This is a genomic window from Roseateles sp. P5_E1, assembly GCF_054049335.1.
This window is the reverse complement of sequence record NZ_JBFUMN010000015.1, coordinates 93922-106142: the sequence shown is the minus strand read 5'-3', so window position 1 is coordinate 106142 and position 12221 is coordinate 93922. Positions and strand designations below refer to the sequence as shown.

At 68.3% G+C, this 12221-nt stretch carries 11 protein-coding genes and 1 pseudogene; 2 read left to right on the top strand and 10 right to left on the bottom strand.

Features of this window, described 5'->3' with window-relative positions:
* From ACXJKJ_RS14755 to hutC, 5 genes and pseudogenes are all read right to left on the bottom strand, one after another.
* A pseudogene (locus tag ACXJKJ_RS14755) lies at nucleotides 1–293 on the bottom strand (formimidoylglutamate deiminase); the annotation flags it as partial.
* A complete protein-coding gene (gene hutG / locus ACXJKJ_RS14750; protein ID WP_457390663.1) occupies nucleotides 281–1081 on the bottom strand; it encodes an N-formylglutamate deformylase in 801 nt (266 codons plus the stop codon). The pseudogene ACXJKJ_RS14755 and the gene hutG, both read right to left, overlap by 13 nt.
* The gene (gene hutI / locus ACXJKJ_RS14745; RefSeq protein WP_056204033.1) at nucleotides 1078–2265 is read right to left on the bottom strand and encodes an imidazolonepropionase; all 1188 of its coding nucleotides are present in this window, start codon (nucleotides 2263–2265) and stop codon (nucleotides 1078–1080) included. The genes hutG and hutI overlap by 4 nt, the downstream gene beginning before the upstream one ends.
* The gene (locus ACXJKJ_RS14740) at nucleotides 2262–2801 is read right to left on the bottom strand and encodes a HutD/Ves family protein (protein ID WP_056204036.1); all 540 of its coding nucleotides are present in this window, start codon (nucleotides 2799–2801) and stop codon (nucleotides 2262–2264) included. Before ACXJKJ_RS14740 ends, hutI begins: the two co-directional genes overlap by 4 nt.
* 69 nt (nucleotides 2802–2870) lie before the next feature.
* Entirely contained in the window at nucleotides 2871–3590 is a 720-nt protein-coding gene (hutC, locus tag ACXJKJ_RS14735; RefSeq protein ID WP_056204511.1) for a histidine utilization repressor, read from the bottom strand.
* A gap of 67 nt (nucleotides 3591–3657) precedes the next feature.
* Between hutC and hutU the strand changes: the two genes are divergently transcribed.
* Both hutU and hutH read left to right on the top strand, forming a co-directional pair.
* Nucleotides 3658–5334, top strand: a complete 1677-nt coding sequence (gene hutU / locus ACXJKJ_RS14730) for a urocanate hydratase (RefSeq protein WP_457390661.1) — start codon at nucleotides 3658–3660, stop codon at nucleotides 5332–5334.
* Nucleotides 5335–5342: 8 nt separating this feature from the next.
* The gene (gene hutH / locus ACXJKJ_RS14725) at nucleotides 5343–6848 is read left to right on the top strand and encodes a histidine ammonia-lyase (protein WP_457390660.1); all 1506 of its coding nucleotides are present in this window, start codon (nucleotides 5343–5345) and stop codon (nucleotides 6846–6848) included.
* Here hutH and clsB read toward each other — a convergent pair.
* From clsB to aspS, 5 genes are all read right to left on the bottom strand, one after another.
* The gene (clsB, locus tag ACXJKJ_RS14720; RefSeq protein ID WP_457390659.1) at nucleotides 6842–8104 is read right to left on the bottom strand and encodes a cardiolipin synthase ClsB; all 1263 of its coding nucleotides are present in this window, start codon (nucleotides 8102–8104) and stop codon (nucleotides 6842–6844) included. The genes hutH and clsB overlap by 7 nt on opposite strands.
* A complete protein-coding gene (locus ACXJKJ_RS14715) occupies nucleotides 8101–8892 on the bottom strand; it encodes an endonuclease/exonuclease/phosphatase family protein (protein WP_056204046.1) in 792 nt (263 codons plus the stop codon). Before ACXJKJ_RS14715 ends, clsB begins: the two co-directional genes overlap by 4 nt.
* Nucleotides 8893–8971: 79 nt before the next feature.
* Nucleotides 8972–9442, bottom strand: a complete 471-nt coding sequence (nudB, locus tag ACXJKJ_RS14710; RefSeq protein ID WP_457321861.1) for a dihydroneopterin triphosphate diphosphatase — start codon at nucleotides 9440–9442, stop codon at nucleotides 8972–8974.
* A gap of 35 nt (nucleotides 9443–9477) precedes the next feature.
* Nucleotides 9478–10272 (bottom strand): CsgG/HfaB family protein, encoded by a 795-nt coding sequence (locus ACXJKJ_RS14705; protein ID WP_457321859.1) that lies wholly within the window; start codon nucleotides 10270–10272, stop codon nucleotides 9478–9480.
* A 143-nt stretch (nucleotides 10273–10415) separates the two neighbouring features.
* On the bottom strand, nucleotides 10416–12209 hold the full coding sequence (aspS, locus tag ACXJKJ_RS14700) for an aspartate--tRNA ligase (RefSeq protein ID WP_457390658.1): 1794 nt from the start codon (nucleotides 12207–12209) through the stop codon (nucleotides 10416–10418).
* Nucleotides 12210–12221 lie beyond the last annotated feature (12 nt).

The following is a 12221-nucleotide window of genomic DNA, read 5'->3' as shown; positions in this document are numbered from 1 at the left end:
GGCGAGATGCGCAGGGCCAGGGCATACATGCGGTCGCGCCAACTCCAGAAGTCGTCCTGCCCGGCGTCGCGGCGCTCGGCCAGCCCGACGAAAGCACGCTGGAAGGCGTGGCTGTGGGCATTGACAAGGCTGGGGATGACCGGGCCGCCGAGCTTCTCCGCGTCTGGCGGTGCCGACAGGTTGACCGTAATCTCCGACCAATGGCCATTCGCGTCGACGCTGAGCAGCACGTCGCGCTGCCAACGGCCATCCACCCAGGCCAGGCTGGCGTGCAGTCGCTTCAAGGCTGCCATGCGAGCATCTCTTTCAACATCTTTTCAATCAACGGCGCCACGTCAGTCGCCAGGGCGTTGTCGTAGGCACCCGAGGGCTGCGCTGCCTCATTCATGTAGCAGCGTTGGCACATCTCCAGCTGCACCGCATGCAAGCCCTGGCCGGGCTGGCCATAGTGGCGAGTGATGTAGCCGCCCTTGAAGCGGCCGTTGACGACCTGGCTGAATTGCCGCTGGCTGGCCAGCAGCGCGGCCAGCCGCTCGGTGATGGCGGGCGCGCAGGAGGCGCCATCGGCCGTACCGAGGTTGAGGGCCGGCAACCGGCCCTCGAACAGCCAGGGCAGCTCGGAGCGGATGCTGTGGCCATCAAAGAGCAATGCATGGCCGTGTTCGGCCCGCAGGCGTGCCAGCTCGGCCGCCAGCGCCTCGTGATACGGCCCCCAGTAGGCCTCGCGGCGCGCGGCGATCTCGATGGCGTCCGGCTCGGCGCCGTCGACGTAGAGAGGGTCATCGGTGAAGAAACGGGTCGGCACCAGGCCGGTACCTCCCGAAGCGCCGGGATAGAGAGGCTGATCGTCCGGCGGCCGGTTCAGGTCGATGACGTAGCGGCTGTAGCGCGGCACGATGAGGCTGGCGCCCAGCGCTGATGCCAGCGGGCCGTAAAGGCGCTCCAGGTGCCAGTCGCTGTCCTCGCTGGCCAGGGCGCGCGGCACCAGGCGCTTGGCCAGCTCGGGCGGAATCTCCGTGCCGACATGCGGCAGGCTGATCAACAGCGGCGCGCGGCCCTGCTGCAGGCGATAGACGCTCATGACCCTCCCTGATTTCCTTGGAAGACCCGTTCTTTCAGCGGGTTATGCCCAAAGCATGCTGCCAGCTCGCGGGGGTGCGCGCTATCCCAGACACAGAAGTCGGCGCGCTGGCCAGCCACGAGCTGACCGCGGTCGGTCAGGCCCAAGGCACGGGCGCCGTTGACGGTCAGGCCGCGCAGCGCCTCCTCGGGTGTCAGGCGGAACAGCACGCAGGCCATGTTCAACATCAGCAGCGGCGACAGTGTCGGCGAGCTGCCAGGGTTGTGGTCGGTGGCGATGGCAATGGGCACGCCGGCCTCGCGCAGCGCGGCAATCGGCGGCAGCTGGGTTTCGCGCAACGCATAGAAGGCGCCGGGCAGCAGCACCGCGACGGTGCCCGCCTCAGCCATGGCCCGAACACCGGCCGGGCTGAGGAACTCAAGGTGGTCGCAGCTCAGTGCTCGGTAACGGGCCGCGAGCTGGGTGCCGCCCTGGTCACTGAGCTGCTCGGCGTGCAGCTTGACCGGCAGGTTCAGCCGCTGCGCTGCGTCGAACACGCGCGCGACCTGGGCCGGGCTGAAGGCGATGTGCTCGCAGAAGGCGTCGACCGCATCGACGAGGCCGGCCTCATACAGGTCGGGCAGCCACAGGCAGGCAGCGGCGATGTAGTCGTCGGCATCGGCGAACTCGGGCGGCAGGGCATGGGCGGCGAGATAGGTCGTGCGCACGTCAATGCCCAGGCCTTGGAGCTGGCGCGCGACGCGCAGCATGCGCGCCTCGGTGGCGGCGTCCAGCCCATAGCCGGACTTGACCTCCAGCGTTGTGACGCCCTCGCGGATGAGGGCCTGGGCGCGCTTGCGGGCGGCGGCCAACAGCTCGGCCTCGCTCGCCGCACGTGTCGCCGCGACCGTGGAGCGGATGCCGCCACCAGCCTTGGCGATGTCGGCATAGCTCGCGCCATGCAGCCGCTGCTCGAACTCGTTGGCGCGGCTGCCGCCGTAGACGAGATGGGTGTGGCAGTCCACCAGCCCCGGCGTGACAAGGGCACCATGCAGTTCGATGGTCTGCTCGGCCGCAGGAGCCTCGGCGCTCGGGCCGACCCAGCGCAGCAGGCCGTCCTCGACCAACAGAGCGCCGTCGTCGATCAGGCCCCAGCCATGCTCGCCGGCCAGCGTCGCAAGAACCCCGCCGCGCCATAGCTTCATGTATCGGGGCCCCAGGTCAACCACCAGGCATTGCCCTCGCCCGTGAAAACGCAGCTCTGCGCCACAGGGTCCTCACACCAGGCCAGCGTCAACGGCGCCATCGGCATCGCGCGGTGGCCATGCTCGAGCAGGCCGCCGTTGACGGTGAACAGGCCCACCCAAGGCGTCTTGGGCAACAGCACATGGTGGGCCGACTCGACCTCCAGGTTGCCGCGCCTCTCCATCACGTTGAAGACGTCGGTCTCACCCTTGATGAGTTCGGCCTCGGGGGCGAGGCCACCGTCGAAACGCAGCGGCTCGTCGCCGATGCTCTGCGGCCAGTCGAACAGGCGCAGGCCCGCGCCGCCGATGACGGCCAGCCAGCGGTGCACGCCGGGGAAGGCCGAGAACGGCCCGTCACGCTCGACGCGCGCGACGCTGACGCGGACTGCCCAGTCATGGGCGTGCGGCCAGGCGAGCAGCTCGCGCGTGGTGCCGCCCGTGTTTTTCCAGGCCTGCGGCTGCACGTCGGCCGCGCTGACCCTGCTCCAACTCATGTTCTTTTCCTTGCGCTCAAGCCCGCCTCACGGGAGTGGAGCATTTTCCGCAGCTCTGTGCGGCGCAGCTCATGCCGCGAAGCTCCCTTGCAATTGGTAACGTGCTCCGGGGTGGGTCAGTTTCACGCTGGTTACGGCAACACCGCGGCTGTAAGTGATGCGTTTGACGACCAGGCAGGGGGCGCGGCGGTTGATGCCGAGCAGCTTGGCTTCAACCTCGCCGGGCAGGGCCGCCTCGATCATGTAGCGCGCTTCGGACAGCGGCGCCACCTCCAGCAGGTAATGCGTCGGCGTGATGCGCGTGAAATCCTGTGAAAGATAGTCGGGCGCACTGGCCGGGTTGACGGCACGCTCCTCGCACTGGATGGCCACGCCGTTCTCCAGGTGCACGATGAGGCTGAGGAAGACGGGCGCACCACGCTTGAGGCCGAGCTCGGCCGCCTGCTGCGGCGTCGCCTTGCCCTTCAAGAGCGCATGCACGCGCGCTTCGTGCATGCCGCCGCGCTCGAGGATCTCCTCATGCACGTCACGCACATTCAGCGTCGACGAGATGCGATGCAGCTGGGCGACGAAGCTGCCCACGCCCTGGACGCGCTCGATCAGCCCTTCCTGCACCAGCTCGCGCAACGCCCGGTTCACCGTCATGCGGCTGACTTCGAACTGGGCGACAAGAGCGCCTTCGCTGGGCAGCAGATCGCCGGCCACCCAGTGGCTGCTGGCGATGCCTTCGCGCAGATGGTTCTTGACCTTGAGGTACTGGGGTTCGGGGCTGGCCGGGCTTCTGGGCATGGGCGCCATCCTAGTTGACTTGACTTGTATAGACAACTAGAGTTCGCGGCACTTTCAGGAGTACCCGATGTCATCCCTGCCCCGCCCTGTCAAAGCGCCCGCCGGCACCCAGCTCAGCTGCAAGAGCTGGCTGACAGAAGCCGCCTACCGCATGCTGCAGAACAACCTCGACCCCGCCGTGGCCGAGAACCCGGATGCTCTGGTCGTCTATGGCGGCATCGGCAAGGCGGCGCGCAACTGGGAGGCCTTCGACGCCATCTGTGAATCGCTGCGTGAATTGAACGACGACGAGACGCTGCTGATCCAGTCGGGCAAACCGGTCGGCGTGTTCCGCACCCACCCGGACGCGCCGCGGGTGCTGCTGGCCAACTCCAACCTCGTACCGGCCTGGGCCACGTGGGAGCACTTCCACGAGCTGGACCGCAAGGGCCTGATGATGTACGGCCAGATGACGGCGGGCAGCTGGATCTACATCGGCAGCCAGGGCATCGTGCAGGGCACCTACGAGACCTTCGCCGAGGCCTCCCGCCAGCATTACGGCGGCGTGGCCAAGGGCCGCTGGGTGCTGACGGCGGGCCTGGGCGGCATGGGCGGCGCCCAGCCGCTGGCCGCCACCTTCGCGGGCTTCTGCTCGCTGAACATCGAATGCCAGCAGTCGCGCATCGACTTCCGCCTGAAGACCCGTTATGTCGACGAGCAGGCCTTCGATCTGGACGACGCGCTGGACCGCATCGCCAAGTACACGGCCTCCGGCGAGGCCAAGTCCATCGCGCTGCTGGGCAACGCGGCGCGGCTGATCCCGCAGCTTGCCGAGCGCTGCAAGCAGGGCACGGCCATCAGGCCCGATCTCGTCACCGACCAGACCTCGGCGCACGACCTCATCCACGGCTATCTGCCGGCCGGCTGGAGCGTGGAGCAGTGGAAGGCCGCAGCAGCCGACCCGGCCCAGCACGCCGAGCTGAAAGCGGCCGCCGCCAAGAGCTGCGCCGACCATGTGAAGGGCATGCTGGCCTTCCAGCAACTGGGCATCCCGACGGTGGACTACGGCAACAACATCCGCCAGGTCGCGAAGGACCAGGGCGTGACGAACGCCTTCGACTTCCCCGGCTTCGTGCCCGCCTATGTGCGGCCGCTGTTCTGCGAGGGCAAGGGCCCGTTCCGCTGGGTGGCGCTGTCGGGCGACCCCGAGGACATCCGCAAGACCGACGCCAAGCTGAAGGAGTTATTCCCCCGGCATGAAGCCCTGCACCGCTGGCTGGACATGGCCGCCGAGCGCATCGCCTTCCAGGGTCTGCCCGCGCGCATCTGCTGGTTGGGGCTGGGCGAGCGCCACCTCGCGGGCCTGGCCTTCAACGAGATGGTCAAGAGCGGCGAGCTGAAGGCGCCCATCGTCATCGGCCGCGACCACCTGGACAGCGGCTCCGTCGCCAGCCCCAACCGCGAGACCGAAGGCATGAAGGACGGCTCGGACGCCGTATCTGATTGGCCGTTGCTGAACGCACTGCTGAACACGGCCGGCGGCGCCACCTGGGTGTCGCTGCACCACGGCGGCGGCGTGGGCATGGGCTACTCGCAGCATTCCGGCGTCGTCATCGTCTGCGATGGCACCGACGCGGCCGCGAAGCGCATTTCGCGCGTGCTGTGGAACGACCCGGCCACCGGCGTCATGCGCCACGCCGACGCGGGCTACGACACCGCCGTCGACTGCGCGAAGAAGAACGAACTGAACCTGCCTTCCCTGTGAAGTCTTCTATGAAACTCATCCCCGGACAACTGACGCTCGATCAACTCGCCGACATCGCCGCCGGCCGCGCTGCGCTGCAGCTCGACGACTGGCGTGCCGTCGACAAGAGCGCCGCCCTGGTCGCTGCCGCCGCCGCGGGCGATGCGCCCGTCTATGGCGTCAACACAGGATTCGGCAAGCTGGCGAGCACGCGCATTGCCAAGGACCAGCTCGCGGCACTGCAGCTCAACCTGATCCGCAGCCACGCGGTGGGCGTCGGCGCGCCGATGTCGCCCGAGGTCGTGCGCCTGATGCTGGCCACCAAGGCGGGCAGCCTGGCGCGGGGCTTCTCCGGCGTACGCCGCGAGGTCGTGCAATCCCTACTGGATGCGCTCAGCGCCGGCTTCGTCCCCTATGTGCCCTGCCAGGGATCGGTGGGCGCCAGTGGAGACCTGGCGCCACTGGCTCACCTCACGCTCGCGCTGATGGGCGAAGGCGAAGCACTGGTGGCTGGCAAACGCATTCCGGCACGCGACGAACTGGCCCGCCTGGAGCTGAAACCGTTGACGTTGGCCGCCAAGGAGGGCCTGGCCCTCATCAACGGCACGCAGGCCAGCACGGCCCTGGCCCTGCACGCGCTGCTGCGCTTCGAGGGCCTGTTCGCCACGGCCCTGGCCAGCGGCGCGATGACGCTGGACGCGGCACGCGGCAGTGACGGCCCCTTCGACGCCCGCATCCACGAGGTGCGCGGCCAGCCGGGCCAGATCGAGGTCGCCGGCGTCTACCGCGAGCTGCTCGCCGGCAGCGCCATCCGCCAGTCGCACCGCGAGGGCGACGAGCGCGTGCAGGACCCGTATTGCCTGCGCTGCCAGCCTCAGGTCATGGGCGCCTGCCTGGACCAGGCCCGCCACACCGCCGGCGTGCTGGTGCGCGAGGCCAATGCCGTCACCGACAACCCGCTGGTGTTCGACGACGTGATGATCTCGGGCGGCAACTTCCACGCCGAGCCGGTGGCCTTCGCGGCCGACAACCTCGCCCTGGCCATCGCCGAGGTGGGCGCCATCGCCGAGCGCCGCATCGCCATGCTGATCGACCCGGCCATCTCGCGCCTGCCGCCCTTCCTGACGGCCGACGCCGGCCTGCACAGCGGCTTCATGATCGCCCACGTGACGGCCGCGGCCCTGGCCAGCGAGAACAAGAGCCTGGCCCACCCGGCCAGCGTGGACAGCCTGCCGACCAGCGCCAACCAGGAGGATCACGTGTCGATGGCCACCTTTGCCGCGCGCCGCCTGCACGCCATGATCGACAACACGGCCCACATCGTTGCCATTGAGCTGCTGGCGGCGGCCCAGGGCATCGACTTCCTGCGTCCGCTGCAGAGTTCGGCGCCGGTGGAGGCCCTGCACACGCGGCTGCGCGCCGACTGCGCCAGCAGCCCGGCCGATCACTACCTTGCGCCGGACATCGAGCGCGCGGCCGCATTGGTGCAGGCCGGAGCGCTCAAGGCCGAGCACGCGCCGGGTTTCGCTCAGTAGCGCCCCGCCGCGCCTGCGACGCGCAAGAACACGTAGGCAAACCACACGACGACGGCCTTGTGCAGCAAGGCGCGCAGGCCGGTACCGGCACGCTCGCCGACGCGCTGCGAGACCGCGATGGCGGCCTCGATCTCGCTGGCGAGTTGAACCGCGAAGCCGGCGTCCTGCACGACGACGTTGGCCTCCAGGTTGACCAGCAGTGACAGCGGGTCGATGTTGGAGCTGCCGACCGTGGCCCACTGGCCGTCGACGACGGCGACCTTGGCATGCAGGAAGGCTGGCGTGTACTCGTAGATCTCGACGCCATGGCCGAGCAGGTCCGCATACAGCGCTTCGGCAGCCCAGCCCGCGATCCGGTAATCCAGCTTGCCTTGCAGGAGCAGGCGCACGCGCACGCCGCGGTCAGCGGCGCGGCGCAGGGCATGGCGAATGCGTTGACCGGGATAGAAATAAGGGCAGACCACGTCGACGCTCTCGCGGGCGTCGGTGATGGCATCGGCATAGGCATGCTCGATGGTGCGGCGCCGGCGCAGGTTGTCGCGCAGCACGAAGGCGGCGCGGACCGGTTGCAGATGCGACACCGGCTCGCCCAGCCGCTGCGGCCCACGCCAGAGCTGAGTCACCCAGAGGCCGAAACGGCGCCGCAACGGCACGTAGTCGATAAGTGCATCGTCGAACTCCCGGCCCAGCCAGGCGCGTGACCAGATCGAGCGCACGCTCTGCGCGACCAGGTCAACGAGGCCGCCACTCACCTGCACGGCGAAGTCCAGCCGCGGCAGCTCGGTGACGCCATGGTGCATGTCCAGGCGATCATCGATGACGTTGATGCCGCCGACGAAGGCCTGCTCGCCATCGACAACGCAAAGCTTCTGGTGCAGGCGGCGCAACTGGCCCGGCTGGAACCAGCGCCACCAGCGATCCATGGGCCGGAACACCGCCAGGGCCACGCCGCTGCCGGCAAAGCGCTCGCGCAGCGTCCTGATGCTGGCGTTGCTGCCGAAGCCATCGACGACGAGGCGCACGCGCACGCCACGCTGATCCGCCGCAATCAAGGCATCGGCCAGGGCCAGCGAGGTGGCGTCGTGATGAAAGATATAGGTCGCCAGCCAGACCTCGCGGCTCGCGCCGTGGATGGCTGCATGCATGCGCGTGAAAAGCTGCTCGCCGCCGCGCAGCAGTTCGACCTCATTGCCGCCAACGAAGCCGGGGTCGGCGGCCTGGTGGCGTCGGCGCCGCCTCGACCCCAGGCGCCTCATTCGAGGGCCAGCTCCACGATCAGCGGCAGGTGGTCTGACATGCGCGACCAGCTCGGGCCGCGCGGCACCTGAACGCCGGTGCAGCGCAGGCCACGCATGTAGACGCGGTCCAGCGCGAACACGGGCAGGCGCGATGGAAAGGTGGGGGCCCGAGTCCGCCCGTGCGGTGCCGTCGCGCGACGCAGGCCGTGGGCACGCATGGGCGTGTCCAGACGCTCACCCCAGTCGTTGTAGTCGCCGGCAACAAGGAACGGCGCGCCCTCGGGCACGTTGTCGCGCACAAAGCTGGCGAGGCGGTCAACCTGGCGCATGCGGCTGGAATGAATCAACCCGAAATGCGCGACGACGACGTGCACGACCGTGCCATGCCAGTGCACCGGCACATGCAGCAGGCCGCGTTGCTCCAGGGAGTGGTCCGACACGTCGTGGTGGCCGATGTCGCCCATGGGCCAGCGCGACAGCAGCGCGTTGCCATGCTCGCCGAACTTGGTCGTTGCATTGGTACGGTAGGCCACCTCATAGCCTTCGGGGGCGAGGAACTCGGCCTGGCCCTTCTCGGGCCAGCCGAACCAGGTGCGGTCGAAGTAGGCGGCTTCGCGGTGATGGAAGAGACGCACCTCCTGCAGGCAGACGAGGTCGGCGTCCATGGCCTCCACACCCATCTGCAGGTTGTGGATCTCCAGGCGCTTTGCCGGCCCGAGGCCGCGCACGCCCTTGTGGATGTTGTAGGTGGCCACACGCAGCACTTCGCCGGGCGGATGGGGGGTGGGGCGGGCGACGGATCTCATGGCATCTCAGCGGCGTGCGGCCGCCCGAAGCCGCTGAGCGCCCCCTCGGGGGGCAGCGAACGGAGTGAGCGTGGGGGCTTCATAAGATTGCGGCGCTGAAGCGGGGCAGTTGCAGCACGGCTTCGGCGTTGGATGGTGAGAAGCAGCGGTCGGCAGCCTCATGCCAGGGTAGCCAGAGCCACGATAGATGCTCGCGCGGAGCCAGTACCGGCGTCAACGCCTCAGGCAGTTGTAGGCCGAAGACGTGTTCGGTATTGCGCGTGACGCCCGGGGCGTAGCGATGGCGCCAGTGAGGGTAAATCTCGTAAACATTGGCGAGATGCCAGTCGCGCAGCTCACCGCCCAATGCGGCGATGTCGAAGCCCGTTTCCTCCAGCACCTCTCGGCGTGCGGTCTCCGCGGGCGCCTCGTCGGGAGTGTCCTTGGAGCCCGTGACGCTCTGCCAGTAGCCGGGATGGTCAGCGCGCTCGATGAGCAGAACCTGCAGGTCCGGCGTGTGGATGACGACGAGGACGGACTCGGGGATCTTGAAGGGCTTGGCCGGGGGCATGCGGCCAGCATAGCGCCGGCCAAGCCCATGAAGAATCAGGTCTTCTTGCGCCGCGCCACCTCGGGCGGCAGCTCCTTGGCTTGCAGCTCGCGCACCTGGGCGACGAGCTGGTTGTGGGCGTCCAGGAAGGCCGCAGCGATGACCTTGCCTTCGTTGGAATTGCTCCAGCCCGCGCCGGCCGCGCCACCGAGCTTGCCCAGCACGGCGCCGCCGACGCCCAGGTCGGCCACCTCGACCGAACCGGTGGACGCAGCGACCTGCTCGGTCGTCTCGTTATCGGTCAGCAGCAGGGCTGCCTGGGCCTGCTTGAGCTTGACCTGCTCGGCCGCGCCGACGAGCTTGTTCAGATAGGGAATGGCCTGCAGGATGCCGCCGATCTGGCGGCCCGCGTCCTGCTCGCTGAAGGTGAGGCTGGGTGTCAGGCTGTACTGGGCCTCGTAGCCCTTGCCCTTGCTCACCGTGTTGCCCTGCTGGCGCAGGATGCCGGCTTCCTTGAGTTCCTGCTCGCGCACGGTCGCCTTGAGGCCGGCGGCGCGGTCGACAACCCGGAAGCAGCCGCTCTGCTGGGCCAGCAGGCGAACCAGGGGCACGGGACTGGACGGCAGCTGGTAGCTGCTGGAGTAGGCATAGCCGTTGGGGTTCTCGACCAGGGCCAGCGTCGCCACCGGTGCATCGCACTTGACCAGCTCGCGGCTGGCCTTGTGCGCACCGGCCGGCCCGGCCGAGCCGCTGATGACGGAGCCGCCATCGCCCAGCGTGGTGGACGATTTGCCGCAGCCGACGAGCAGCAGCGCGACAACGGGAAGAGCGAGCAAGGGACGGATGTTCATCGGCGGGAGTCTGCCTTGCCCCTCACGCCGACCCGTCCCAGGAAAGCGGGACGGCCGGACGCCCTCTCCCCCGGGCCTGCGGGGGCGCCATCAAGAAAAAAGCCTCGCGACCGCGAGGCTTTTGGTGCCGGAGCCGTGCGGGCTTACTGCGCCGCAGCCGCCGAATTGCGCAGGCGGATGTGCAGCTCGCGCAGCTGCTTTTCGTCCACCAGCGACGGCGCGCCGGTCAGCAGGCACTGGGCGCGCTGGGTCTTGGGGAAGGCGATGACGTCGCGGATGGACTCGGCCTTGGTCATCATCGTGACGATGCGGTCCAGGCCGAAAGCCAGGCCGCCGTGCGGGGGCGCACCGTACTGCAGCGCGTCCAGCAGGAAACCGAACTTGATGCGCTGGTCTTCCGCGCTGATGTTGAGCGCCTCGAAGACCTTGGCCTGCACCTCGGCACGGTGGATACGCACCGAGCCGCCGCCCAGCTCCCAGCCGTTGAGCACCATGTCGTAGGCCTTGGCGATGCACTTGCCCGGGTCCGACGTCATCAGGTCCTCGTGGCCGTCCTTGGGTGCCGTGAACGGGTGGTGAACGGCCGCCCAGCGGTTGTTCTCCTCATCGTGCTCGAACATCGGGAAGTCGACGACCCACAGCGGCGCCCAGACGTCGTTGAACAGGCCATTGGCCTTGCCGAACTCGCTGTGGCCGACCTTCAGGCGCAGCGCGCCGATGGCGTCGTTGACGACCTTGGCCTTGTCCGCACCGAAGAACAGCAGGTCGCCGTCCTGGGCGCCGGTGCGCTTCAGGATCTCGGCGACGGCTTCGTCGTGCAGGTTCTTGACGATGGGCGACTGCAGGCCTTCGCGGCCCTTGGCCACTTCGTTGACCTTGACCCAGGCCAGGCCCTTGGCGCCGTAGATCTTGACGAACTCGGTGTAGGCGTCGATCTCGCCGCGGCTCATGGACGCGCCCTTGGGCACGCGCAGCGCGACGACGCGACCACCCGGCGTGGTGGCCGGGCCGCTGAACACCTTGAAGTCCACCGTCGTCATCGCATCGGTCAGCTCGGTGAACTCGAGCTTGACGCGCAGGTCGGGCTTGTCGGAGCCGAAGCGGTGCATGGCTTCCGCGTACTTCATGACCGGGTAGTCGCCCAGCTCGACGTTCAGCGCCTTGCGGAAGACGTGGCGGATCATGCCCTCGAACATCGAGCGGATCTCTTCCTCGGTCAGGAAGGAGGTCTCGATATCGATCTGCGTGAACTCGGGCTGGCGGTCGGCGCGCAGGTCCTCGTCACGGAAGCACTTGGTGATCTGGTAGTAGCGGTCGAACCCCGACACCATCAGCAGCTGCTTGAACAGCTGGGGCGACTGCGGCAGCGCGAAGAAGTGGCCGTCATGCACGCGGCTGGGCACGAGGTAGTCGCGCGCGCCTTCCGGGGTGCTCTTGGTCAGCATCGGCGTCTCGATGTCGACGAAGCCGTGCTCGTCCAGGAACTTGCGGACTTCCATCGCGACGCGGTAGCGCAGCATCAGGTTGTTCTGCATGTAGGGGCGGCGCAGGTCCAGCACGCGGTGCGTGAGGCGGGTCGTCTCGCTGAGGTTGTCCTCGTCGATCTGGAAGGGGATGGGCACCGACGGGTTCAGCACCTCGATCTCGTGGCAGAGCACTTCGATCTTGCCGCTGACGAGGTTGGCGTTCTCGGTGCCGGCCGGGCGGGCGCGCACCTTGCCGACGATCTTGAGGCAGAACTCGCTGCGGACGTCCTCAGCAATCTTGAAGCTGTCGGCGCGGTCGGGGTCGCAGACGATCTGGACCAGGCCTTCACGGTCGCGCAGGTCGATGAAGATGACGCCGCCATGGTCACGGCGGCGATGGGCCCAGCCCATCAGGGTCACGGTCTGGTCGAGCAGCTTTTCGCTGACTTGGCCGGCATAGCAGGTACGCATGGGATTTCTCCG